We start from the raw sequence: 23,886 nt of genomic DNA, 5'->3' as shown, positions 1-23,886 counted from the left end.
TTAGATCCTGAACGCTGAGCTCATTAAGAGTTGTTCGCTTCTGGAAATGCCGGCATCTTTGGCAAAACGTTGCCAGTTTGCTACAGCCGACTGTACTTCATTAATGATATTGCTCATCTCTTTTTCGTTTAATCTAAAATAAACGCCGACGCTTTTAGCAAGCTCGATATCAAGGCTGTTATTATCCATGTCGATATTCAACGCAAGGCCAGTTTTATCTGTCGAAGGATTAAGATCAAAGGCCGGTGACAGACGCCAACCACTTTGATCTAATATAAAACCATGATTTCTCAGATGATCATCTGTATTTGAGATGAGAATATTAAAAACAATTCTTCGCCATAATTGATGAAGATCCTCCGTGATGCGGGTTCCTGAAAATTGAATAAACTCCGCAATATCGAGATAGGAAGGAGGAACATTTTTTATCAGTTCTTCGTTTTTTCCCGTCATTGTCATCGCTGAGGCAAAGTGGATACGGTCACTTTTATCTCTGTCGAAACGTTTGGTGAAAAACGTGTGATAACTCCCTGTTACCTTTTCAATACGGCTTTCTGTCATTTCAATGCCGGCATCGATAGCAAGTCTGAATGCAACATATTCCCATGCGCCTTTGTCGATATTATCGTTGCGGGACGGGAACTTTGCTATCCAAAGGTGACCTTGTTCATCAAAAATATTTGCTTTCGGCCGCGCGCCGCCGAGTGATGAACCCGGTGCGATCAGAAGAGCAAGCCATTTGTTTATTTCTGGTATGTTATCTCCGGATTCAATCAATTCTGCCGCGTGCTGTAGTTCTCTTACATGAGACCACGGGGGAGTTGAAGAGAAATCGTTTGAAAGAAAATCCCCCGAAGGGTCTGTTTTAAAACGTAATGCTCCCATTCTACTACGATCATCGACACCAAGGAGAAAATCTATATCGTATAAAACTGCTGCTGCTGCTTTTCCTTCGTTACGTGCCTTGATCGCAGCACGTCGTTTCATTAATGTACGCCCCCATGTATCAGGCATCGAGTCAAGGAAAACACCGAAGTTCTCTTTTCCGTTTGGATATTGTTGTCCCTTAAACCATGCAATATCCGGATCCAGTAACAGTTGCTCTTGTGATGAAATCCAGCTTTCATCATACGCAAAGCTGAATGCTTTGCGACCTTTCGCTTGCTGTGCCGATAATATACCGATGCATTTGGGTGTATTCAGACCTTTCCAGTCCGCGTAAATCCATATATCGGTTTTATCAGTCATTTCCTTTCTTTCCAATCAACTCCAAATCCTGCAGCTTTCTTCCAAATTCATCATCAGCGGCCAGCTGTAAAAAATCATCCTGAAGCCCTAATACACGCAACACATTGAAGTAGGCACCAAAAGATACACTGGGATTGCCTTTTTCAATATGGTACAAGGTTGACCGGTCTATTCCAGCCCGCTCCGCAACCTGCATGGTTGTAAGCCTACGGCGTTTCCGAGCAAGCTTGATATTCTCACCCATCCGTTCCAGAATTTGCTGAAATCTCGGCAATAATATTTGTTTTCTTGTACCCAAATGTTGTTTATTTCCACCAAAAATAACATAAACGTAGAAAATAACCAACAGAAAACAACAGAAAGGAATGAAAGTGAAAAACAATCGATACAAAGAACGAACAGAAAACAACCGACAACCAACAAAAAAGGACGCTTCAAGCGTCCTTTTTTGTTATAATATCTTACAAATCAGCAGTTGTTAAAAAATAATCAGAAAATTAACATATAAATAAAATAACCCTTACTTTAGCAATCCGGAAAATAAAAAAGGCCCTTCCGTAGAAACGGACTGACCTCTAACGATTGCTTGCCATATGAAAAATCTTCGAAATTAGAACTTATTGGCTGTTACCAGCTTGTCTGGCGCGGCTTCACTTGTACCTCTGACGATTCTCACTTGCCTTGCCTTTAACGATTGCTGCCTTTTTCTTTGCTTCAACCGTACACCAAATTTACAGCGGCTAAACGAAGTCCGAAAGACAAGTTTGGCCGCTTTTCTTTATGCCTAATGGCCATTTACTACCCGCAAACCCTTTACCAGCAAGCATCTACATCAAATACCGGTATGATGGCCAACGGTTTTTTTCGTGTCAGAAAGACGATTAAAATGAGGGCCTTTTGACAACCGCGTGATATCCACATCCGTGAAAAAGCAAAAAAGAAAAAATTGGCTGGCAAAATAGAATATCGCTTATTTTCGCAGGACGCTCTTAGAAATAAAAAAGGCCCTTCCGTAGAAACGGACTGACCTCTAACGATTGCTTGCCATATGAAAAATCTTAAAGTAGAACTTGGAGTTCCGGTTTTACCCGGATTTTTTCGAGGACTTCTTTTCTCAACTTTTTGACCTCTGACGTCTTGCCTCTTTCACAACGATTGCTTGCCATGTGAATCTTTTTTTGCACCGTTGCTGATACGAAATTAATACACTTACAACGCTGCCCGTAAACAACTTACGGCTGGTTTATTTATCCCAAACCGGCTATCTTTGCCCGCAAATCCTTGCTGCTCGTGTATTTCACGTTAATTTCCACATGATGCCCAACCGGCCGGCCGACATATTATTTCAATTGATTCATTCGCTTGAAAAAGCCGAAAAGAGGCATTTTAAGCTCTATATCACACGCAGTTCGGCCAAGGAAAACCTCAAAGTCGTTCAGCTTTTCGATGCATTGGATAAAATGGAAGAGTACGATGAGCGCGTTTTGCTCAAAAAACTCCCTGCCGTTACCAAACCGCAGCTCGCCAACCTCAAGATCCATCTTTACAAACAGATCCTGGGAAGCCTCCGCCTGCTGAAAGCCGCCGACAGCCTTGATCTTCAGTTGAATGAATTGTTTGACCACGCCCATATTCTTTATAAAAAAGGGCTGTTCCTCCAGAGCATCCGCATCATCGACAAAGCCAAGGAGCTGGCTTACGAAAACCAGAAGTATTTCTTCCTGCCGCAACTCATCGCGCTGGAAAAACGGATTGAAAACCTGCACGTTACGGGTAACTATGGCGAACGCACGATCCAGCTTTCCGTAGAGGCCAATACCGTTAATGAAAAGCTGGACATGGTGTCCCGCCTTTCCGACCTGGCGCTCCAGTTGTACGGGTTTTATATCCAGCACGGCCACGCCCGCAACGATGCCGACGAAGAACGCCTGGAAAAATTTTTCCGCGAAAACCTGCCACCCGGCGCCCCCGACCGCGATGGCTTTTACGAACGCCTTTATCTCTATCAGAGTTATACCTGGTACGCATTCATCCGCCAGGATTTCCTGATGTATTATCGCTACACACAAAAATGGGTTGACCTGTTTGATGAGTTTCCGGTGGCACAACGCGTGGAAACCGGTCACTATATCAAAGGCATGCACAACCTGCTCAATGCGCATTTCGATCTGCGCAATTATGAAAAATTCCAGGTCGATCTGCAACGGTTCGAAGACTTTGCCGCTTCTAAACGGGTACAGCAAAATGAAAACTTCCGCGTGCAGTCCTTTGTGTATCTCGCCAGTGCACGTATTAATTTTCATAATATCACCGGCACATTCAAAGAAGGACTCAAACTCGTGCCCGGCATCCGCGAAAAGCTGGCCGAGTACAATATGTTCATCGACCGCCACCGCATCATGGTGGTGAATTATAAAATTGCCACATTGTATTTTGGCAGCGGCGATTACAGTACATGCATCGATTTTCTGCAGGATATTATCAACGAACCAACCGGTTTGCGCAGCGACCTTCAGTGTTATGCCCGCCTTGTACACCTGCTCGCTCATTTTGAGCTGGGAAATATGGACCTGATGGATTCGCTCACCCGCTCGGTGTACCGTTATATGTCGAAAATGCAGAATCTGACGGTGATCGAAGAGGAGATGTTCCGCTTCTTCCGCAATTCTTTCAAATTTACCCGCAACCAGCAACGCCCCGAGCTGGAGAAATTCCTGGAGAATGTAAAACACCTGGAAGGCAACCGGTTCGAGACAAGATCATTTGCTTACCTCGATATTATTTCCTGGCTGGAAAGCAAGGTGCAGCAGAAACCGATGAGCGAAATTATCCACAACAAGTATCTGAAAAGCAAAAAAAGAAGATACACCGGCGCGAAAGCCGCCTGAGGTTTACGATATTTGTGAGGGACCCGCCGGTTCCTTGGGTCGGCGTAATCTCCCTTGACTAATCACATGAAAAGAATCATTACCATCTGTGTGCTGGCACTCACATTCGCTGGCATGAATCCCGTGCAGGCCCAGAAAGATTGGGTAAAACAAACCATTGAAGGCACCGCCTCCATTAAGTTTCCAAAAGCTGCTGAAAAACTCGGCGAAGCACCAGCGTATCAATACCAGGGCGCAGACAGCATTCATTACGTAGCCGGATTTATCGACCTGAATGAAATGGGACTCGATTCCGCCACCGTTATGGCTTCGGCCGGAACCGATATGTTTTTTACCCAGGTACAGGAAGGGATCAAACAACAAGTTCCGGGGATCGAACTGACCACCGCAGAGATCAACAACTGGAAAGATTATCCGGCGTACTATATGGTCGGTAAAGACGATAAAAACACCGAAATATTCATGCGCGTGATCTTCCTCGGCAGCCGCATGTTCTCTCTCAGCGTTACTGTTCCTGAAGGACAGTCATCCGCTTCAAAAGATTCGTTTTTCAATTCATTCAGCAACGAATAATTTCATTTTCAATATTTTCAGAAAAGCGGGAGATTTCTCCCGCTTTTTTTGCGTTAAAAAAACAAGGACAACGATATTTTATTGGCTGCTGTTTGCCCCGCTTCGTAACTTGCGCCCATGCATGACTATTTACAAGGTTTGAATGAGCGGCAACGCGAAGCAGTATTGCACAAGGACGGCCCCATCATGATCGTGGCGGGTGCCGGTAGCGGTAAAACCAAAGTACTCACCACCCGCATTGCACACCTGATGGCCTCAGGCGTGGATGCTTTCAATATTCTGGCGCTCACCTTCACCAACAAGGCGGCAAAAGAAATGAAGGAACGTATCGAGAAAATCCTGGGCAACAGCGAAGCCCGTAACCTGTACATCGGTACTTTCCACTCCGTGTTTGCACGCATCCTTCGCTCGGAAGCCACACGCATCGGCTATCCATCCAACTTTACCATTTACGATACCGACGATGCCAAAGGCGTGATCAAAACCGTGATCAACGAATTGCATCTCGACGATAAACAATACAAGCCCAACATCGTTTATAATCGTATTTCCTCCGCAAAGAACGCACTGGTAACCGCCCGCGAATACGCGGAAAGTCCTGCGCTGATGCAGGAAGATATGCGCGCCAACAGACCTGCCATTGCGCAGATTTATGACGCCTATGTGAAACGCTGCTTTAAGAACGGCGCCATGGACTTCGACGACCTGTTGCTGAAGTTTTATGAATTGCTCAGAGATGTTCCCGACGCACGTAATAAATACCAGGAAAAATTCCGCTATATCCTCATCGATGAGTACCAGGATACCAACCCTGCACAGTACGAAGTGATCAAGATATTGGGTTCACGTTATGAAAACGTGTGCGTGGTAGGTGATGACGCGCAAAGCATTTATTCTTTCCGCGGGGCCACCATCCAAAACATTTTACAGTTTCAGAAAGATTACGACGACGTGAAAGTGGTGATGCTCGAGCAAAACTACCGCAGCTCAAAGACCATTCTTAACGTTGCCAACGAAGTGATCTCGAATAACAAAGGACAGATCGAAAAGAAACTGTTCACCGACAACGGGCAAGGCGAAAAGATCCGCCTCGTACGCACCATGACGGACAACGAAGAAGGAAAGTATGTTGCAGATACTATCCAGGAACAAAAACTGCGCAACCACTACGCCAACAAAGATTTTGCGATTCTTTACCGCACCAACGCGCAAAGCCGCGCATTCGAAGAAAGCCTCCGCAAAATGGGTATTCCCTATATCATGTACGGCGGCCTTAGCTTCTACCAGCGCAAAGAGGTGAAAGATATGGTAGCCTACCTGCGCCTCCTCGTCAATCACAGAGACGAAGAAGCACTGAAACGGATTATCAATTATCCCGTACGCGGCATCGGTAAAACAACCATCGATAAAACATTGTTGCTGGCAAATGAGCGGGATATTTCCATGTGGGAAGTGCTGGAGAATGCGGCACAGCTCGGTTTTCGTGCGGGTACGCTCGAGGCCATCGAGAATTTTGTAACGATGATCAAAAGTTTCGCCAGCATGCTGCAAACAAAGAATGCTTATGAAGTGGCATTTCATGTAGGCAAGCAAACCAATCTCGTAAAAGAATTATTCAACGATAAAAGCACCGAAGGGGTTGCACGCTACGAGAACATCCAGGAGTTGATGAACAGTATCAAGGAATGGGTCGAAAGTCCGGACAATGAAGACGGTGAGGTGGTGGATAAAAGTCTCGGTTCCTACCTGCAACAGATCACTTTGCTCACCGATGCAGATAACAAAGATCCTAATTCGGATTCGGTAAAACTGATGACCATCCACGCGGCAAAAGGCCTCGAGTTCAGTTGCGTGTTCGCAGCCGGGCTGGAAGAGTCGCTTTTTCCCAATGCCATGAGCATCAACAGCCGTGAAGAACTGGAAGAAGAGCGCCGCCTTTTTTATGTGGTGATCACACGCGCCAAAGAAAGACTCTGGATTTCTTACGCCAATCAGCGTTATAAATTCGGATCGCTGATACAAAACGAGCCCAGCCGTTTTATTGAAGAGTTACCCGATGAATTTGTCGATCGCAGTTTTGCCGGCGGAGGAAGCCGCAACAGCGGATTCTCCACTTCCGCATTCGACAGAATGAATGGCGGAGGATGGGGTAAATCATCTTCGGCACAGGCGGAAAAACAATACGGTCCGCCGCCTTCCCGCAAAAAAGATACACCACCACCTTATCTCGGTCCCAAACCTGTAGTACAAAAAGTGGTGGAGCACCAACCATCGGAAGATTTTGTGCCAACCGATACATCCAACCTGCAGGTTGGTCAGCGAGTGGAACACCAGAAGTTTGGTTTCGGTGAAGTGGTGAAGATGGAAGGCGCTTCACACAATCCGATTGCTACCGTAAAATTTGAGCACAACGGAGAAAAGAAGATCATGTTGAACTACGCAAAACTGCGTGTACTGGAGCAATAATCTAAACCGCTCCGCCCAGCACTTTCAATACATTATTTTTATAAAGCTTACCGATCGGGATGGCCGCTTTGGCCGTCTCGATCGTTTCTGCGTTAAAGGAGCGTATGCCATTGATGGAAACGATAAATGACCGGTGTACGCGGATAAAGCCGGTCTCGGGCAACATCGCTTCCACCGAGCTCAGCGATTGTTTGGTGATGAGCATGCCGCCGGTTGTAAATACCCGCACATAATCTTTCATGCTTTCCACGTACAACAACTCGGATAACATCACTTTCACCATTTTGCGGTCCACGCGGAAATACACAAACGATTCGGGTTGCGCTGAAGGCTGAATGGTTGGGCGTGCAGCCGGTACGGGCATTTGTCCGAAAGCCTTGTCCACCGCACGCAGGAAACGTTCGAAAGGAATCGGTTTCACGAGGTAGTCCACCACATCGAGTTCATACGCATGCAAGGCATATTCTGTGTAGGCAGTAGTGAAAATTACTTTCGGACGATTCTTCAGGCTTTTTAAGAAATCAATTCCGCTGAGTTGTGGCATACGAATGTCGAGAAAAATAAGATCTGCCGAATCGCGTTGAAGAAAACTGAATGCTTCGAGGGCATTGCCACATTCTCCCGCCAGCTCGAGCGACGGTAATTGTTCAATATAACGCCGGATGATCTCCCGCGCTGGCGGCTCATCATCCACAATCAGGCATCTTACAGAGGGGTTCTCAGACATGGGGCTGGTTTTCGGCGGCTATGGACCCTGGTTGTATTTGTTTGATACGTACCAGTTCCACTTTCATATTGATGATAAAAACTTCTTCTTCCTGCTGCATTTGTAACTCGTGGCGGCCGGGATAAAGCAACTGTAAACGTTTACGTACGTTTTGAAGACCGATGCCTCCGTTTTCTCCCGGAATGATGCTGCCGGCAGATTTTCCATTCAGCAATTTTAAAAAAAGCATATTGTCTTCGATGCGGGCCGACAACGTGATCCAAGGCTGATCGATGATATCGCTGGTTCCGTGTTTAAAACTGTTTTCGATCAGTGGCAACAGCAACAACGGGGCAATATACAATTCATTGTCCTGATCAGGTAATTCAACATGCAGATCGAGGCGGTTGCCGTAACGCACTTTTTCCAGGGCGATGTATTCCCTGATCAGGTGGAATTCGCGGGACAAAGGCACTACGGGTTTGTTGCTTTCATACAACATGAACCGCAACATGTCGGAAAGACTGGTTACCATTTTGGCGGCAGCCGGTGATTTGTCCTGCGTCAGCGAAAAAATGTTATTGAGCGTATTGAACAGAAAATGCGGATGCACCTGTGCTTTCAATAATTGTAACTGGCTTTCGGTGTTTTCTTTTTGCAGCTGCAGGTTGCGTTCCTGTTTTTCATACAATGTTTTCATGAGTTTAATGGCTACCGCAAAACCCGCAACCGTGATGCCTCCGCGCAAACCGGCCATCATAGCCATGTGAAATGAAGCCCAGCTTGGCCAGAAAAACTTCCGTGGCTCCATCATATAAAAATCGGAAATGTTGTTGATCACCGTGAACTTCACCAATGCCGAAGTACCGGCGGCCAGTAAAAAACAACAAACCACCATGATCGCGGCCTGCCCGTATTTCTGCCGCATGATAAAACGCGGCACGACAAAATAGATCAGAAGATAAGAAAGCATGATGTGCACGATGAGATAAACCAACGATTCCATCATGGATACCGGCAGGTGCGAAAGATAATCGCCTGCCGTGCGTGCGGCAATGAATGAATACAGGAAGGACAGTGACAGCCACCACACGGCCCAGAAAGTGAGGTGACGACGCAGCCGCCATTTACGTTCCCTGGAAAAAATAAACGGGTATTGATCCATAACTGACATAAAAGTAGAAATGGTTGTATAAAATCGCCGTTCAGGATGTTGGTTAATCGTCCAACGGTGGATTTCCGGCGACCAACGGTGACAAAATAAAAAAGGCCCGCCTGAAAAGGCCGGCCGTATGGGTAATTAAAACATCGTCAGTTTTCGAGCGCCTTCCGGACCATGGCCGTTTCGTTGCCGGATTTCTGTTGCTGCCAGGCGACCACGGCCTGGTCCAGCACCGTTTTCAACTTCATCCGCACTTTACGCCGTTCCAGGTTCAGTTTTACACCGCTGAGTTTTTCTTCGTACACCAGCACGTCGTCATTATTATAAAAACGGATGCTGTGTTCAAGCGGTTGTTGTTTATTGGATTCAGCCACCCAATAACCCTGGGCGGAAACCCAACGGGGCGTGCGGCCGGCTACCTGGGCAGAAAGCTGCATGGCAGCAAAGAGGATAAAAACAAAGAGGAGGAGCTTTTTCATAATTCAAATTTTTGCATGTCAATGAACCAAAACTACCAGCGCAAAAACGTGAACAAATCCTAAAATCGTCAGGACCAACGCGGAAGAACACCGACGACAGGATTTCGTCGCTTAAAAGGAAAACAGGAGACGAACGGCGTTGGTCGACGATTCTTTTCGTAGACAGATAGATTTTTATCTATTGTCCATAGACAAATATTATCAAAATCTATAACGGAGGTTTCTATATTTGCACCCTCTAACAGGGCCGTCTCCGGCCCGGTCTTGCCTCAAACATAATTTTCATTTTAATAAATCATCATCGTCATGAGCAACAGAGTATTGTCCATCGGAAGCACCTTTCCTGCCTTTAAGAAGAAAGCAGTCGTATCGATCGAAAAAGGAAAAGAATTTATTGAACTGACCAATGAACACGCAAGCAAAGACGGCAAGTGGACCGTTATGTTCTGGTGGCCGAAAGATTTCACTTTCGTATGCCCTACTGAAATTGCCGAATTCAACAAAAAGACCAGCGATTTCGAAGACCGCGACACGGTGCTGATCGGCGCTTCAACAGATTCTGAATTTGTACACGCTGCCTGGAGAAGAGACCACGCTGATCTGCGCGACCTGAAATTCCCCATGCTGGCCGATACCTCTAAATCACTCGCTGAAGAACTGGGTATCCTCGATGCGGAAGAGAAAATCGCTTACCGTGCTACCTTTATCATCGATCCGCAGGGTATCGTTCGCTGGGTAAGCGTATACGACCTGAATGTAGGCCGTAACGTACAGGAAGTACTGCGCGTACTGGATGCTCTGCAAACAGACGAACTGTGCCCCTGCAACTGGAAGCAGGGTGAAGAAACCCTGACTGCCCAGCTCAGCATGAATTAATTCTTCCAAACAAGTCTGGTAAAAGCCAGCCAACTAGCTGGCTTTTTATTTACCCGATAAAAATTTTATCATGAGTGCAATTGCTACGATACCCAACGAGACATTTGTGAACCTGCTGAAAGACCTGTTGCTGGAAGATTATATTCCTTCTTCCAACGCACAGGCGCTGATCCAGGCTGAAGCGCGCTACATCAAAGACCTGAAGATCAATGTTGGCAATGCGATCAATAACACGCAACAGTTGAACCGCAAGGAAGCGCTGCTGCTGGCACTGGCCGTATCGGTGAATGAACGCTTCGAACCCCTGAAAGAAAGCTTCACGCGCCTGGCACAACAGGAAGGAGCAACCGAAGCGGAAATTGCCGAAGTAATCGCAGCTACCTCGCTGATGAATACCAACAATGTATTCTACCGCTTCCGTCATTTCATGAACAAAGATTCTTACAACAACCAGCCCGCAGGTATCAAGATGAGCCTGATGATGAACCCGGTGTTGGGCAAAGAGTTCTTCGAACTGCTTAGCCTGGCCATCTCTGCGGTGAATGGTTGCGAAATGTGCGTGTCCTCACACGAACAATCCGTACTGCAACATGGCAGCAGCGAAAGCCGTGTATTTGAAGCGGTAAAAACCGTTTCCATTATCAAAGGACTGATCACCGTGCTGGCCTGACCTGCATAACGCATTTATAAAAGAAGGCCACGTTTAACGTGGTCTTTTTTTGTCTGTATATTTAGCTATGAAAAAAATTGCCGGTCTGCTGTTGCTGATGACAGCGTTTGTTACAGTGGGCGCACAACCCAGTTCCGATTTTTTTACGGTGAATGCGGATAGTTCCGTTGTACGATTGACAGAAAAAGGCGCTTCGCTGCTTGCAGCCCTGCCGTTGAAATGCATAGAACAGGAATATCCGAATAAAACAAGTCATACCTCGGCATCGGATAGCGATCATGTGCTGACGCCGCGTCAATTACATCCGTCGTTCTACGGATGTTTCGACTGGCACTCGAGTGTGCATGGACACTGGATGCTGGTACGTTTACTTCGCCTTTATCCGCATCTGCCCGAGTCCGGACAGATCCGCGCCATACTCGACAGCAGTTTTCAACCGGCCAGGCTGCTGAAAGAAACCGAATACTTTGACAGCCGCTACAATGCAAGCTGGGAGCGCACGTACGGATGGGCCTGGTTGCTGAAACTCGACCAGGAGTTGATCGAGTGGAAAGATCCGTTGGCGCGTCGCTGGCATGCGGCGTTGCAACCTTTGACAAATAATATTAAAGACCGCTGGAAAGCCTATATAAAAGTGCAGACTTATCCTAACCGCACGGGTGTGCATCCTAACACCGCATTCGGACTGGCGTTTGCGCTGGACTATGCGCGCGCATCAAACGATACGGGATTTGCGGCAGCGGTAAAACAACATGCCATGCGTCTTTACAGCCGAGACAAACAAGCGCCTTCAAGTTGGGAGCCGGATGGAAGTGATTTCTTTTCGCCATCATTAATGGAGGCGGATTTAATGCGCAGAGTGCTGGGACCGCAACAATTCATGAAATGGTTCAACAATTTTATGCCGGCAAACGGGCTTCGTCATCTTACGGTGCTGCCGCATGTGTCTGACCGCAGCGATTACCAGATCGTGCACCTGGATGGATTGAGTTTAAGCCGTAGCTGGTGCATGCAGGGCATTGCGCGTGTGTTGCCGGTAACGGACCTGCGTAAAAAGTTGCTTCAAAGGTCTGCGGTTCAGCATCTTGCCACTTCTATTCCGCAGGTGGCCGGGGGGAATTACGGCGGCGAACACTGGCTGGCCAGTTTCGCTATCTATGCCTTATCTGCCGTGGAATAGTTATCCACAGAAATCCGTTGTTGGAACAGAGTTTGCAACCTCGTGGATGATTTCCGCCGTTCTTCTTAGTGTGAGAAATGTGATTGTTATGGCAAAGGAGAAACAACCATATAAAGAAGGAAGGAACTGTTACTTTATTACCTTCAACACCGTAGACTGGGTCGATGTGTTTATACGGCCGGTATACAAGCAGGTGATCGTACACTCCCTCAATCATTTTATCCATCAGCAAAAATTGCCTGTATACGGTTGGTGCCTGATGACGAATCATCTTCATTTGATCATGCAGCCCGGCGAGGGTTATGATATGGTCACATTCGAAGAGGAGTACAAACAATTTACCACAACTAAAATAATGGAAGCCATCGATACGGAGCCGGATGCCCGGCGTAAGTGGATGATGGGTCTTTTCCGCGAAGCGGGAAGTTTTTTCAGTACTGCTAAAAAGCTGCAGGTGTGGCAAAACGTTATCGATCCTGTATTTATCGAAACCACACGTCCCTCACAATTGGTAGAACATATCGAATACATACAGCAGAATCCGGTCCGCGACCGCGTTGTGGAAACCGCTGCGGACTACTTATACAGTTCGGCGCGTGACTATGCGGGTTTGCGTGGGCTGGTAAATATTACAAGATTGCCGTTTGTCGAGCAGCAGCTTGCTGCGATTGAGAATATGAATGGCGGATTCTTTCTCAAATATGTCAGGAACTAGGAATCGTTTATTTTGCCTAAGCAGGTCTCTGTAAGATAACCGAGTATAAACATTTATTAAAATTTGCATGAATTTTTAGTAAAAAATCATGCAAAAAGTATAATCCTTATTACTTTTGCATTGTGAAACGCATTGATGAGTTAAAAAAGCACCTTAAGCCTGGAGCGGTTTATCGACGGGCGGATTTGCAGAAATGGTCTGCATCTGTAGACCGCCATTTACAGGAGTTAGTAACGGAGGGCGTTCTGGAAAAACTTTCCGGAGGGGTATATTATGTGCCTAAAAAAAGTGTATTCGGCAAAGCGCCTGCAGACGAAAAAAATCTGGTTCGCTCTTTTCTCAAAGACAGCCGTTTTGTAATCGTTTCGCCGAACGACTACAATATGCTCGGACTTGGAACAACACAGTTATACAACTTCAGAAAAGTTTACAATTACAAACGTCATGGTAGTTTTAAGCTCGGTAACCGTCTTTTCCACTTTATACGGAAACAGCGTGTGCCAGATGTACTGACAGCGGAGTTTTTACTCATTGATCTCCTGAACAATATCAATGATCTGGCTGAAGACCAGCCGTCTCTTCTTTCGAATATCGTCAAAAAGATAAAAAAAATGGATGCCGGAAAACTCAGGCGTCTCGCGCAGGATTATGGCACTGTGGGAACCAGGAAATTCCTGGAACAGGTGCCGGCTTAAATAACAGGAATGGCACAAATTTTTTTACATGAGCACAAGGACTTTCCGGAATTGTTGCGAATATTAGAAGATGAAACATCGATTCTTGCTGGTCTGATAGAAAAAGACTATTGGATTATGCACGTGCTTTATGGACTGCAGCAACAGGGGTACGAGTTTCAATTGAAAGGCGGGACATCTTTATCGAAAGGCTTTAACCTGATCAATCGATTTTCTGAAGATATTGACCTTCACATCAATCCTCCGCAAGGATTATCCATTAACGAAAATCCTAAAAACAGCAACGCAAGTAATATACAGCGTAAAAAGCGTATTATGACCAACTTGCTTCTGAAATCCGAATACCGGGGATTACAACGGTAACGCGGGATACATCGTTTGATGATACAAGGCGCTATAACAGTGGAGGGATACGGCTGCATTATCCTAAACATACGGGGGTAATAAGCGGGTTAAAAGATGGAATCTTATTGGAAGCTGGTTATGATACAACTACACCAAATATCCCGTGTGCGATCAGTTCCTGGGCTTATGATAAAGCCATAACTACTGCTGGCATTGACATCAAGGACAACCGGGCAATAGGCGTACCTTGTTATGACCCTCGCTATACACTTGTCGAAAAACTACAGACAATCTGTACAAAATTCCGCAGAGAGCAGGTAACCGGACAGTTGTCGGCGAATTACATGCGGCAATACTATGATGTTTATTGCCTGCTTTCCAATCAGCATGTAAAGGAGTTTTTAAATACAGACCAATACCGTATTCACAAACAGAAACGTTTTCCCGAGGAAGATTTAAAAATACCGTTGGCAAAAAACGAAGCGTTTCTGTTGAGTAATGAATCTGTTCGAGCAAGCTTACAGTCGCGCTACGAGCGTACGCGCAACTTGTACTATAGGGGTCAGCCATCATTCGAAGAAATACTAAGCCGCATCAATCAATATACATCACTTTTTTAATTTTCCCGGTTCGTGTATACACGAATCCGGAAGCGGAAAAGCTCAACATCAGTGATCGAAGGTTCCAACCTGCAAACCCGATTTCTGAATTAACAAAATCGCACAGGCCTACCGCGTATATTTGCAGCGCAATTCGCAGCTGCTACATGCCGTCAAAAAGAAAAGGAAAATCACGCCGCCGCTTTGTGCTTATCATCAGCACGCTTCTGCTGTTACTCTTCGGCGGAATGATGTTCTATAAATGGATCGCTTACCGCAAGGCAAAACTCACCCGCTATAAAGAATTCGGCATTGCTATTCCCGATGGTTTCGGGATTCACGGCATCGACGTGTCACGCTACCAGCATCTTATTGCGTGGGAAGAAGTGAAGAAAATGGAAGTGTGGAACATCAAAATGGGTTTCGCATTTATCAAAGCAACCGAAGGCATCGGCAACATGGACCCGCAATTCCGCCGCAACTGGCAAAAGTGCCGGGAGAATGATATCATCCGCGGTGCCTATCACTTTTTTATTCCCACAAAAGATGGAAAGCTGCAGGCCGAGAACTTTATCGATAAAGTAAAACTAAGACCCGGCGACCTGCCTCCTGTACTGGATGTGGAAACGAAACTCAGCGCCAGTCCCGCTGCCTTGCGCCGCGAAGTCAAACGCTGGCTGGATGTGGTGGAAGAACATTACGGCGTAAAACCGATCATCTATACCAACGCGGATTTCTACCGGCAATATTTAGGCGTCGACTTCGATCAATATCCGCTGTGGGTAGCGCATTACTATGAGCCACGTCAGCCGCGCATTGGAAGGCCCTGGCATTTCTGGCAGCACAACGACAGCGGTCAGGTGAATGGCATTACGTCAAAAGTGGATTTCAATGTATTCAACGGCGATTCTGCTTCCTTCCGCGCACTGCTGGTGCCCGGCGCGCCGGAAGAATAACTAACTTGCTTTTCAAATTACTTGTATGGAACCCGAGCAGGAACCCGATGTAAGAAAATACTTCCTGAAGATTATCAACACAGCGTCTTCCCTGTTGCTGTGGCTGATCTTTATCATCATGACGGGGCTGCAATTCGGGCTGGCGTTCAGCGGGCGTTACCCGGCCGTTGTCACCTGGATCTATTATGCCATCATTGTTCTAGGATCGGCCTTTCTCATCCGCTATTACATACGCCTCTGGCGCAAACCTTAGTCGTTTCCGCTTTTTTCTCCCACAAACCAGTGTTCCTTGTTTTTAAACAAAACATTGAACGTAGTGAGTGAGCCATAGCAGCGGGTAATGTATTGCTGGATGTTTACCTTTTCTTCGTCGCTCAGTTTTTTGTGGCTGTTGATGTTTTGCTCCAGCACGCGCAGGCGGTCGCGGAGCATGACGATCTTGTGAAAAAAATCTTCTACGGGAATTTCCTTGGGCTTGAGCTGTTTATCGGCCGGTTGAAGGATCAGCGTGCCGCCGGTCCAGCGTTCGCCCAACTGTACCGGTTCGCCGAAACCATTCCACAGGCGGAGAATGCGGAGCATGGAAGCTTCCATATCGCTGAGTGTTTCAATCTCCTGCGAAACGTTTTCGGGAATGATCTCGTCGAGTTGCGTATCTGTTTTCTCTACTTCTTTAACACCGAGGTGGATAAAGGAAATAAGATAACTGGCATAGCGCACGCCCACGATTACGCCGGGACCGTATAATGTATGTTGCAAACGGGTGCCGATACCCAGCGTCAGTTGTTGTTCTTCCATAGCTCAAAATTTTACGGCGATGAAGATAAATGAGCCCGTTTTATTTTCCCCGTTTTTTATAAAAAAGAGAAAATCCGGCGGTTTGTACCGCCGAAAAGCCGTTTGGTGTATCGTATTTACCGGCCGCGGGTGGGTGGAATAGGTTTGTGTCAAATCGTAAAAGACATGAAACTCAACCAACCTATCTGCTGCCTGTTGCTGATCGCCGGACTAACCATGGCCTTGTGTACCCGCGTGCAGGCTCAGCAGCCGCTATCGAAAGATTCGGTCGTTGCCGCTGCTGCCGACTCGGCAAAAGTGATGAACGGAATTACCATTTCTTCCAAAAAGGAATTCATTGAACAGGGTGCAGGAAAAATCACGCTGAATATGGCGGCGAGCCCGGTAGCCGCCGGTGGTAATGCTTATGAAGCCTTGCTGCGTGCGCCGGGAATGTTTGAGCAGCAGGACAACCTGCAATTCCGTGGTAAATCCGTGCTGGTATTGATCAATGGCCGTCCTTCTAATCTATCCGGCCAGGAGCTCAAGGCCCTGCTTACGGCCACGCCGGCCGGCGGTGTGGAAAAAGTGGAAATACTGACCACTCCTCCTGCGCGCTATGATGCACAGGGCGATGTGGTCATCAATATCAAACTGGTAAAAAATAAAAACTTTGGTACCAATGCCACTTTAACGGCCGGTGCGGGCTGGGGCAACTACGGGAGATACAATGGTGGTGTTCTTGCCAATCACCGGAATAAAAAGGTAAATGCTTACGCCAGTTATGACCTGCTGCAGAATACACTTTACAATAAAACGGATCTGCGCAGAACAATGGATGCCCAAACTCTTATCCGGGAATCTGATTTTACGAGTTATAAACGTTTCAATCATAGCTACCGCGCAGGTGTGGATTATGAAATAGATAAATCAGCCACCGCAGGTGTGATGGCAAGAGGCCTGTTGCTCTATCGCGACAGGAACTCCACCAACCAGGTGGTAAAAGACAATATTCATAACGGCATCGATTCTTTCTCACGCGTGTTTACGGGCGGCCGGACATCCGTCAATAATATTTCAGTAAACGCTTATTATACCAAACAACTGAACAGCAAAGGCAAAGAGCTGACAGTAAATGCCGATTATTTTTCCTACGATAAAAGCTGGAAGGACCAGGTATCAACCATCTACAGCGATGAAAACGGCCTTGCTTACCAGCCTGAGTATCTTTTACGCAACAACTCTCCTTCTTCCATCACCATATACGGGCTTTCTGCAGATTATACCCATCCCGTGAAAGAAGGAAAAATTACCGCAGGATTGAAAACATCGATCAACCGATCCGATAATAATGCCGGTTGGGAATTCCTCGACGGCAACAACTGGAAAACAGATGTGCTGCGCAGTAATCATTTCATTTACCAGGAAAATATTTATGCCGGCTATGTCAGCCTCAATAAAAAGATTAAAAAATGGAGTCTTGAAACAGGGCTAAGAGCGGAGTATACATTTACCGAAGGTAATTCCAGAACGCTTGGTCAAAAAAATAGTAACCGGTATTTTAAACTCTTTCCTTCGGCTGCCGTACAATACCAGCTTTCGCAGGATCAGCAATTCGGTGTTTCTTACCGCCGGAAAATTAACCGCTTTGGTTTTGATGTTATGAATCCCTTTACCACTTACGTAAGTCAGTACAGTTATATCCAGGGAAACCCGGCCATACGTCCTTCCTTTTCCGACAATATCGGCTTATCTCATACTTATAAGAATAAGTTAGTTACCTCTATCGATTATAGTCATATCTCGGATGTACTGGCTCCGGTGTTTAAAAAAGACCCCGGAAGCGAAGTCGTGATCAGCACCCAGGACAACCTGCGCAGAGCCGGACAGCTAAGTTTATCCGTTTCTTATATGGAACAGTTGTTCAAGGGAAAATGGAGTATGACCAATACCATCGGGGCCGTATATGCCGGCATCAGTGACCCCGACGGGCTGGATAAAAAGACAACGACCACCGGTGCTTATCTCAACATGACCAACCTGCTGACTTTTAAACAGGGTTGGACTGCAGAAGTATCGGGTAGTTATTTTTCTGCGCTCACCGTTGGGGTAATGCATTTCCGTCCGCAGGGATCGCTGAATATCGGCGTATCAAAGGCAATTTTGAAAAACAATGGGCGGCTGACTTTTAATATCACCGATCTGCTGAATGTACAGGAGTATCACTATACTGTTTCGTCCTTTGGTGTGACGTCTGCTGCCGGCGTAAAACCTGAAACACGTGCGGCACGACTGACCTTTACCTGGAAATTCGGTAACAAAAATGTGAAGGCGGGCAAAACACGCAGAACGGGTATTGAAGAAGAAAAACAACGGACAGGCAGCAATTAAGCGGACATCCTGAAACCGAATAGCTTATTTTGCAGGAAGGATATTGGCGTTATGAAAAAGACCGTTGCCTTACATGCATTTCTTTGGTTGCTCTATGGTTTGCTGGAATACCAGGCCTATCCTGATGCGCGGGTGCTGCAACTGAATATCTTCTTTTTGCTTCGCATGGCGCTGTACATAAGCATCTTTTACTTCAATGCGCTTTTTCTTTACGACCGGCTTTTCAAACGCAAATCAGTTGCGCAGGGTCTTTTTTACTTGCTGATATCCGCGGCCACTTTTTATTTCCTGCTTTCCCGGATTTTTCATGTTTTCTATTTCGATGTATATGAAGAACGGTTAAAAGGAATAAGGAGCATGAACCAGAAGCCGCTGACGGCGGAGCAGATTTCGAATTCTGTGGCCATGATAGCCGCGATCTATTACCTGTTTATTTTTCTGGCGGCGCTGTTTTATTGGCTGTATCGCCGCGTAAAAATTACAAGCGCAAGGGCGGAGCGGCTGCAACGGGAGAAACTGGAAAAGGAAAATGAAACCATCCGTTTTCAGAATATGTTTCTCCGCTCCCAGATCAATCCGCATTTCCTGCATAACACACTCAATTTTTTTTATGCAAAAGCATTGCCCTTGTCACCGGAATTATCGGAAGGGATACTCACGCTGTCCAATGTAATGCGGTATTCCCTGCAGCAGGAAGAAGATGAGCAGGGGCTGGTGCCGCTGGAACGGGAAGCGGAACATTTACAAAATGTCATCAGCATCCACCAGATGCGTTTCAGTCAACGGTTGAATATCGATTATGTAGTACACGGACCGATAGAAAAAGCAAAGGTGATTCCGTTGGTGTTTATTACGTTACTGGAAAATGCTTTTAAACACGGCGAAATGTTGAGTGACGCGTCTCCGTTGACCATCCTGCTGGAAGCGAAAGAAGAAACCGGCCGGGTTTTGTTTACCATCCGCAACCGGAAGAAAAACGGTCCCAAAGAAATCTCCCACGGCATCGGCATTGAAAATATCCGCCAGCGATTGAAAAACATTTATAAAGACAATTATATTTTTCAGATAAAAAATGAAGGAGAATTGTACGAGGTAGAGGTGGAGTTGCCATTTATTTCAATGAATAAACCAAATCCATAACATGATTTCCTGCATAATTGTGGACGACGAACAACATGCGATCGATGTGCTGGCTCATTTTGTGAACCAGACGCCGCTGCTGACGCTGAAGGGCACCACCGCGGATCCGCTTGAGGCGTTGCAGTTGATCAACCGCGAACAGGTGGATCTTATTTTCCTGGATATACAAATGCCGCATATCAGCGGCATCGATTTTATCAAAGCAATCAACGGTCGTTGTAAAGTGATCCTCACTACGGCATACAGCGAGTTTGCCGCCGAAGGTTTCGACCTCGAAGTGGTGGACTATCTTCTGAAGCCCATACCCTTGCCGAGGTTTCTGAAAGCCGTGCAGCGCGCCGCCGCGGTTTTAGCCAAAACAACTGCTCCCGAAACGGAAACGGACGATTACATTTTTGTAAAAACAGAGGCCAAAGGGAAAATGCTGAAGATCAACCTGGCCGATATTGATTATATCGAAGGCATGAAAAACTATGTGGCTATTCACACCGGCGATACAAAAACACTGGCTCTCCTGAATATGAAAGACCTCGAAGACCGCTTGCAGGGAAAACATTTCATGCGTGTACACCGGTCTTATATTATAGCCATCGGAAAGATCACCATGATCGAGGGCAATAAAATAATGCTGAAGAAAGGGCAGGAAATTCTTTTAGGTGATAGTTACCGGACAGCTTTTCTTGAAGCGATGAAAGGAAAGTTAATGACCGGTGGCGGTAAATAAACCGGCTCAGTTCTCCTCGTCTTCCATCATATAATCTTCGGGGCGCCAGGCGATGGCCGGCGGCAATCCTTTCTTATAGCGTTCTGCCGCATCTTTGATATGCTTCTGGAAAGTGTATTCATCTGCCTGCAGGGCAAACTGATAAGGAGGTTGGTATACCTGCATGAAGTAATCCAATGAATCGCCGTCGAGCTGGCTCAGGCGACGCACCAATCCTTTGTTGAAGCGGTGCTTGATGTATTTTTCTTTTTCTTCTGTAAGCAGCCGGCGTTGAAATGCCTGCATCTGCCGGTTTTTCTTAAACCGGAACATATTAATAATAGCACTGAGATCGAAGCCCACCCCTTCGCTGTTGACCGACGGTGTGATCTTCGGTTTGCTGTAGTTGAAAACCTTCGCGTAGTCCTGGCGGTTTTGAATCGAATCCTGCCTGTAGTTGCGTGGTTTCACTTTCACTTCGTCGAGCATGGCCACGTTTACCGCCAGTGCGATATCGAAATTGATGGAGAGGTTCATTTTGGCCACGGGAAACTTTTGTGTGGGCTTACCAAGGTAGCTGAACCAGATGGAGTCTTTGTCGGACGCATCGATGATGTAGTCGCCGTTATTATCGGTCATGGCCCCTTTGCCGGAAGTAGAGAGAACGCTCACCGCGGGAAGCGCATAGTTGCGCGAGCTGTCGTAAACCGTGCCGCGCACCTTATATACGGGCGTTCTCGGTTGCGCCCGCAGCAAAGCGGGAATACAGCCGAAGACCAGTAAAAGGAGTATGAATAGAGTTTTCCGGTTCAAAAGCGCGCAATTAGCAGGCAAGTAACAAAAGAAAGTGCAAAATAAACGCTAAGAGTGATGGCGCGTGTTGAGAATTACTTTTTCCGCCTGTTCGGGATAATGCTGATGTTCCAATTGATGAATGCGCATAGCGAGTGAATCGGCGGTATCGTTTTGCATGACGGCACAGCGGGCCTGGAAGATGACGGCGCCATGATCATAATGTTCGTCTACAAAATGAATGGTAATGCCGGATTCGGGATCGCCGGCCGCCAAAACGGCTTCGTGCACAAAGCGGCCATACATGCCTTTGCCGCCGTAATTGGGCAATAAGGCGGGATGTATATTAATAATAGCACCGGAAAAAGCGCCGGTCAGCGCCTGCGGTACTTTCCAGAGGAAACCGGCAAGGATAATAAAGGAAATTCCCGCTTCGCGGAAAACGGGAACGTAGGCATCGCCGCGGAAAAAGCGCTCTTTTTCGATAATCAGCGTGGGAATGCCGGCTTTTGCGGCGATATCGAGCACACCCGCGCCGGGCTTATTGCAAACGATGAGGGCGATGCGGATGTTCGGGTGCTGCCGGAAATGTTCGATCATGCGGGCGGCATTGCTGCCGGCGCCGCTGGCAAAAACGGCAACGGCGATGCGGTTATCCACAATTGCGCCGCCGAGGCCCATGCGCCTGCCCATTTTTTTGAGGTAGCTGATGAAAAAACGGAATTGACCAAAAGGAATGCTGATGACCAGCACGGCCAGCGGCCAGATAAGCGTGACGATAATAATATATACGATGACCCAAAGCCAGGTGGCATTGATGCCGAGAGCGCCCATAATATAACGGCCGGCGATGCCGGTGAGGCTGCCGCCAATGGCAAAGGTGCAGAGGATCAGGAGAACCCGCAGGCCGCTGACCTTCCATTTTTGCTGAAGTCCCTTGAACATGCTGTGAATTTAGAAAAAGCCGGATGGTGAACAACGGCCCCGCAAAAGTGCGGAAAAAGCCTCATTTAATTTTGTGATTTTCACATTCGGTTTGAAACCGCGAAACGCCTGACTGATTCATGACAATCAAAAAGAGGCGGTTGGGAAAAATACCCATAAATCGCCTGAAACGCAATGTGGTAGCGGGTTTAAAAAATTTTCAAATTGTTGTCCATTTGTTAAGTTCGTGGCTTATTTTTGCACCCGGTTAGAGCTTTTTATCCACATTTTTGATCAATTGTGTTTATGATTCCTTGTAAGCCAACACTTCAAAGACTAACGCTGCTGTTTCTCTCGATTTTCGTTTTATCGGCGGTGACTGTTAGTGCGCAAGATGGTAAGACCCTTTTCGTGAGCAAGTGTCAGAGTTGCCACGCGCCTGATATGAAAACCGGCAGCACCGGTCCCGCACTCGGAGGAGTGGAAGACCGCTGGCCTGACAAGCAGAAACTGCACGAGTGGATCCGCAACAACAAAGCGTTGATCGCTTCGGGTTATCCATATGCAGTGGAGATTTCCAAGTATTCTCCAACAGCCATGGATCTGTTTACCAATATTACCGATCCCGAGATCGATGCGATCCTGAAGTATATTAACGATGTAAATACAGGGGTTATTGGCGGTAAAAAAACCGAGAAGGATAGTGAAAACGGAAAAGAATCTAACCAGAACGCCGTTATCTTCGGTGTTATCTCTCTCATTCTCGCGCTGATCGCCTTCATCTTAATGTACGTTAACAGCAACCTGAAAAAGCTGTCTGACGATGCAGAAGGTATCGACCGCCCCGAGCCTGTTCCTTTCTACCGTAATAAAGTATACCTGGCACTCTTCGCCATCGTACTGTTTATCGTAGGTGGGTTCTTCGTTTCCAAAGGCATGATCGGGCTGAACCGTCAAACCGGTTACGCGCCTAAACAACCTATTTACTACTCTCACAAAGTGCACGCCGGCATCAACCAGATCAACTGTCTGTATTGCCACGGCAACGCATGGGAAAGCAAGACAGCCGCCATTCCTTCTGTGAATGTGTGTATGAACTGTCATAAGACCATTCAAACCTACTCCAAAGGACCTAAGCTGTACGACAACGAAGGAATGGAGATCAACGGTACGGCCGAGATCGCCAAACTGTACGAGTACGCTGGTTTCGATCCGAAAAAACCGGATGCGTGGGATCCTTCCAAAGCCAAGCCGATCGAGTGGGTGAAAATTCACAACCTGCCTGATCACGTATACTTCAACCACAGCCAGCACATCCGCGTGGGTAATGTACAGTGTCAAACCTGTCACGGTGATATCACCGGAATGGACGTGGTACACCAGGCTTCTGAACTGAGCATGGGATGGTGCGTGAACTGTCACCGCCAGACCAAAGTGAACTTCAATTACTCTGACAGCACAGGCAACCAGTTTTACAGCATCTACCAGAAATTCCACGACGATATCAAGTCCGGTAAAATGGATAGTGTGAGTGTCAAAGATATCGGTGGCCTGGAGTGCCAGAAATGTCACTATTAATCGCTGCTGCAGGACCGTCCTGC

The 23,886-nt window shown here is 46.9% G+C and carries 24 protein-coding genes; 16 read left to right on the top strand and 8 right to left on the bottom strand.

What is annotated here, in order from left to right; genetic code table 11:
* Complete coding sequence (locus H608_RS0120535) at positions 1 to 1,248, bottom strand: type II toxin-antitoxin system HipA family toxin (RefSeq protein ID WP_028789334.1); 1,248 nt, start codon at positions 1,246 to 1,248, stop codon at positions 1 to 3.
* The gene (locus H608_RS0120530; protein ID WP_028789333.1) at positions 1,241 to 1,546 is read right to left on the bottom strand and encodes a helix-turn-helix domain-containing protein; all 306 of its coding nucleotides are present in this window, start codon (positions 1,544 to 1,546) and stop codon (positions 1,241 to 1,243) included. The genes H608_RS0120535 and H608_RS0120530 overlap by 8 nt, the downstream gene beginning before the upstream one ends.
* A 1,015-nt stretch (positions 1,547 to 2,561) precedes the next feature.
* Here H608_RS0120530 and H608_RS23210 point away from each other — a divergent pair.
* The 3 genes from H608_RS23210 (at position 2,562) to H608_RS0120510 (ending at position 7,175) form a co-directional block, all read left to right on the top strand.
* Complete coding sequence (locus H608_RS23210) at positions 2,562 to 4,136, top strand: hypothetical protein (RefSeq protein ID WP_342664858.1); 1,575 nt, start codon at positions 2,562 to 2,564, stop codon at positions 4,134 to 4,136.
* A 66-nt stretch (positions 4,137 to 4,202) separates the two neighbouring features.
* Positions 4,203 to 4,709, top strand: a complete 507-nt coding sequence (locus H608_RS0120515; RefSeq protein ID WP_028789332.1) for a hypothetical protein — start codon at positions 4,203 to 4,205, stop codon at positions 4,707 to 4,709.
* A gap of 117 nt (positions 4,710 to 4,826) precedes the next feature.
* A complete protein-coding gene (locus H608_RS0120510) occupies positions 4,827 to 7,175 on the top strand; it encodes an ATP-dependent helicase (RefSeq protein WP_028789331.1) in 2,349 nt (782 codons plus the stop codon).
* A 1-nt stretch (position 7,176) separates the two neighbouring features.
* On the opposite strand, the gene H608_RS0120505 is transcribed toward H608_RS0120510, so the two are convergent.
* The 3 genes from H608_RS0120505 to H608_RS0120495 form a co-directional block, all read right to left on the bottom strand.
* Positions 7,177 to 7,902, bottom strand: a complete 726-nt coding sequence (locus H608_RS0120505; protein WP_028789330.1) for a LytR/AlgR family response regulator transcription factor — start codon at positions 7,900 to 7,902, stop codon at positions 7,177 to 7,179.
* Positions 7,895 to 9,055 (bottom strand): sensor histidine kinase, encoded by a 1,161-nt coding sequence (locus H608_RS24710; RefSeq protein WP_211227102.1) that lies wholly within the window; start codon positions 9,053 to 9,055, stop codon positions 7,895 to 7,897. The genes H608_RS0120505 and H608_RS24710 overlap by 8 nt, the downstream gene beginning before the upstream one ends.
* A 137-nt stretch (positions 9,056 to 9,192) precedes the next feature.
* Complete coding sequence (locus H608_RS0120495) at positions 9,193 to 9,522, bottom strand: hypothetical protein (protein WP_028789329.1); 330 nt, start codon at positions 9,520 to 9,522, stop codon at positions 9,193 to 9,195.
* Positions 9,523 to 9,828: 306 nt separating this feature from the next.
* On the opposite strand from H608_RS0120495, the gene H608_RS0120490 reads away from it, so the two are divergent.
* The 9 genes from H608_RS0120490 to H608_RS0120455 all read left to right on the top strand — a co-directional run bounded on the left by H608_RS0120490 (position 9,829) and on the right by H608_RS0120455 (position 15,811).
* Complete coding sequence (locus H608_RS0120490) at positions 9,829 to 10,398, top strand: peroxiredoxin (protein WP_028789328.1); 570 nt, start codon at positions 9,829 to 9,831, stop codon at positions 10,396 to 10,398.
* A gap of 70 nt (positions 10,399 to 10,468) precedes the next feature.
* Positions 10,469 to 11,068 (top strand): carboxymuconolactone decarboxylase family protein, encoded by a 600-nt coding sequence (locus tag H608_RS0120485; protein ID WP_028789327.1) that lies wholly within the window; start codon positions 10,469 to 10,471, stop codon positions 11,066 to 11,068.
* Between the two features lie 67 nt (positions 11,069 to 11,135).
* Positions 11,136 to 12,248 (top strand): DUF2891 domain-containing protein, encoded by a 1,113-nt coding sequence (locus H608_RS0120480; RefSeq protein WP_028789326.1) that lies wholly within the window; start codon positions 11,136 to 11,138, stop codon positions 12,246 to 12,248.
* A gap of 88 nt (positions 12,249 to 12,336) precedes the next feature.
* The gene (locus H608_RS23200) at positions 12,337 to 12,963 is read left to right on the top strand and encodes a transposase (RefSeq protein ID WP_162142912.1); all 627 of its coding nucleotides are present in this window, start codon (positions 12,337 to 12,339) and stop codon (positions 12,961 to 12,963) included.
* Between the two features lie 185 nt (positions 12,964 to 13,148).
* Positions 13,149 to 13,658 (top strand): hypothetical protein, encoded by a 510-nt coding sequence (locus H608_RS0120470; protein WP_211227101.1) that lies wholly within the window; start codon positions 13,149 to 13,151, stop codon positions 13,656 to 13,658.
* A gap of 9 nt (positions 13,659 to 13,667) precedes the next feature.
* Positions 13,668 to 14,021: a nucleotidyl transferase AbiEii/AbiGii toxin family protein gene (locus tag H608_RS24865; RefSeq protein ID WP_211227100.1), complete on the top strand. Its 354-nt coding sequence runs from the start codon at positions 13,668 to 13,670 to the stop codon at positions 14,019 to 14,021.
* Positions 13,994 to 14,623, top strand: a complete 630-nt coding sequence (locus H608_RS24860) for a nucleotidyl transferase AbiEii/AbiGii toxin family protein (RefSeq protein WP_211227103.1) — start codon at positions 13,994 to 13,996, stop codon at positions 14,621 to 14,623. The genes H608_RS24865 and H608_RS24860 overlap by 28 nt, the downstream gene beginning before the upstream one ends.
* A 146-nt stretch (positions 14,624 to 14,769) precedes the next feature.
* On the top strand, positions 14,770 to 15,558 hold the full coding sequence (locus H608_RS0120460; protein ID WP_028789324.1) for a glycoside hydrolase family 25 protein: 789 nt from the start codon (positions 14,770 to 14,772) through the stop codon (positions 15,556 to 15,558).
* 25 nt (positions 15,559 to 15,583) lie between these two features.
* Positions 15,584 to 15,811, top strand: a complete 228-nt coding sequence (locus H608_RS0120455) for a hypothetical protein (RefSeq protein ID WP_028789323.1) — start codon at positions 15,584 to 15,586, stop codon at positions 15,809 to 15,811.
* Here the strand turns inward: H608_RS0120455 and H608_RS0120450 are convergent.
* The gene (locus tag H608_RS0120450; protein WP_028789322.1) at positions 15,808 to 16,356 is read right to left on the bottom strand and encodes a hypothetical protein; all 549 of its coding nucleotides are present in this window, start codon (positions 16,354 to 16,356) and stop codon (positions 15,808 to 15,810) included. The genes H608_RS0120455 and H608_RS0120450 overlap by 4 nt on opposite strands.
* A gap of 165 nt (positions 16,357 to 16,521) precedes the next feature.
* On the opposite strand from H608_RS0120450, the gene H608_RS0120440 reads away from it, so the two are divergent.
* Genes H608_RS0120440 through H608_RS0120430 form a run of 3 tightly spaced genes read left to right on the top strand, consistent with a single transcriptional unit; the run spans position 16,522 to position 20,590 of the window.
* Positions 16,522 to 18,726 (top strand): outer membrane beta-barrel family protein, encoded by a 2,205-nt coding sequence (locus H608_RS0120440; protein WP_028789321.1) that lies wholly within the window; start codon positions 16,522 to 16,524, stop codon positions 18,724 to 18,726.
* A gap of 51 nt (positions 18,727 to 18,777) precedes the next feature.
* A complete protein-coding gene (locus H608_RS0120435; protein WP_028789320.1) occupies positions 18,778 to 19,866 on the top strand; it encodes a sensor histidine kinase in 1,089 nt (362 codons plus the stop codon).
* Position 19,867: 1 nt separating this feature from the next.
* Positions 19,868 to 20,590, top strand: coding sequence for a LytR/AlgR family response regulator transcription factor (locus H608_RS0120430; RefSeq protein WP_028789319.1), 723 nt, complete (start codon positions 19,868 to 19,870; stop codon positions 20,588 to 20,590).
* A 6-nt stretch (positions 20,591 to 20,596) separates the two neighbouring features.
* Here H608_RS0120430 and H608_RS23190 read toward each other — a convergent pair whose 3' ends face one another.
* Both H608_RS23190 and purN read right to left on the bottom strand, forming a co-directional pair.
* Positions 20,597 to 21,382, bottom strand: a complete 786-nt coding sequence (locus tag H608_RS23190; protein WP_162142911.1) for a carboxypeptidase-like regulatory domain-containing protein — start codon at positions 21,380 to 21,382, stop codon at positions 20,597 to 20,599.
* A gap of 48 nt (positions 21,383 to 21,430) precedes the next feature.
* On the bottom strand, positions 21,431 to 22,306 hold the full coding sequence (gene purN / locus H608_RS0120420; protein WP_245565786.1) for a phosphoribosylglycinamide formyltransferase: 876 nt from the start codon (positions 22,304 to 22,306) through the stop codon (positions 21,431 to 21,433).
* A 423-nt stretch (positions 22,307 to 22,729) separates the two neighbouring features.
* Here purN and H608_RS0120410 point away from each other — a divergent pair, with 423 nt between their 5' ends.
* Positions 22,730 to 23,863: a cytochrome c3 family protein gene (locus tag H608_RS0120410; RefSeq protein ID WP_245565785.1), complete on the top strand. Its 1,134-nt coding sequence runs from the start codon at positions 22,730 to 22,732 to the stop codon at positions 23,861 to 23,863.
* Positions 23,864 to 23,886 lie beyond the last annotated feature (23 nt).

It is taken from the genome of Terrimonas ferruginea DSM 30193 (assembly GCF_000425585.1).
GTDB classification, from domain to species: Bacteria; Bacteroidota; Bacteroidia; order Chitinophagales; family Chitinophagaceae; genus Terrimonas; species Terrimonas ferruginea.
The sequence above is the reverse complement of the archived record's forward strand: the minus strand, read 5'-3'. Positions and strand labels throughout refer to the sequence as shown.

Coding starts and splice junctions, on each gene's coding strand:
- H608_RS0120535 (WP_028789334.1), bottom strand. CDS start 1,248: ATGACTGATAAAACCGATATATGGATTTACGCGGACTGGAAAGGTCTG.
- H608_RS23210 (WP_342664858.1), top strand. CDS start 2,562: ATGATGCCCAACCGGCCGGCCGACATATTATTTCAATTGATTCATTCG.
- H608_RS0120515 (WP_028789332.1), top strand. CDS start 4,203: ATGAAAAGAATCATTACCATCTGTGTGCTGGCACTCACATTCGCTGGC.
- H608_RS0120510 (WP_028789331.1), top strand. CDS start 4,827: ATGCATGACTATTTACAAGGTTTGAATGAGCGGCAACGCGAAGCAGTA.
- H608_RS0120505 (WP_028789330.1), bottom strand. CDS start 7,902: ATGTCTGAGAACCCCTCTGTAAGATGCCTGATTGTGGATGATGAGCCG.
- H608_RS24710 (WP_211227102.1), bottom strand. CDS start 9,055: ATGTCAGTTATGGATCAATACCCGTTTATTTTTTCCAGGGAACGTAAA.
- H608_RS0120495 (WP_028789329.1), bottom strand. CDS start 9,522: ATGAAAAAGCTCCTCCTCTTTGTTTTTATCCTCTTTGCTGCCATGCAG.
- H608_RS0120490 (WP_028789328.1), top strand. CDS start 9,829: ATGAGCAACAGAGTATTGTCCATCGGAAGCACCTTTCCTGCCTTTAAG.
- H608_RS0120485 (WP_028789327.1), top strand. CDS start 10,469: ATGAGTGCAATTGCTACGATACCCAACGAGACATTTGTGAACCTGCTG.
- H608_RS0120480 (WP_028789326.1), top strand. CDS start 11,136: ATGAAAAAAATTGCCGGTCTGCTGTTGCTGATGACAGCGTTTGTTACA.
- H608_RS23200 (WP_162142912.1), top strand. CDS start 12,337: ATGGCAAAGGAGAAACAACCATATAAAGAAGGAAGGAACTGTTACTTT.
- H608_RS24865 (WP_211227100.1), top strand. CDS start 13,668: ATGGCACAAATTTTTTTACATGAGCACAAGGACTTTCCGGAATTGTTG.
- H608_RS0120460 (WP_028789324.1), top strand. CDS start 14,770: ATGCCGTCAAAAAGAAAAGGAAAATCACGCCGCCGCTTTGTGCTTATC.
- H608_RS0120455 (WP_028789323.1), top strand. CDS start 15,584: ATGGAACCCGAGCAGGAACCCGATGTAAGAAAATACTTCCTGAAGATT.
- H608_RS0120450 (WP_028789322.1), bottom strand. CDS start 16,356: ATGGAAGAACAACAACTGACGCTGGGTATCGGCACCCGTTTGCAACAT.
- H608_RS0120440 (WP_028789321.1), top strand. CDS start 16,522: ATGAAACTCAACCAACCTATCTGCTGCCTGTTGCTGATCGCCGGACTA.
- H608_RS0120435 (WP_028789320.1), top strand. CDS start 18,778: ATGAAAAAGACCGTTGCCTTACATGCATTTCTTTGGTTGCTCTATGGT.
- H608_RS0120430 (WP_028789319.1), top strand. CDS start 19,868: ATGATTTCCTGCATAATTGTGGACGACGAACAACATGCGATCGATGTG.
- purN (WP_245565786.1), bottom strand. CDS start 22,306: ATGTTCAAGGGACTTCAGCAAAAATGGAAGGTCAGCGGCCTGCGGGTT.
- H608_RS0120410 (WP_245565785.1), top strand. CDS start 22,730: ATGAAAACCGGCAGCACCGGTCCCGCACTCGGAGGAGTGGAAGACCGC.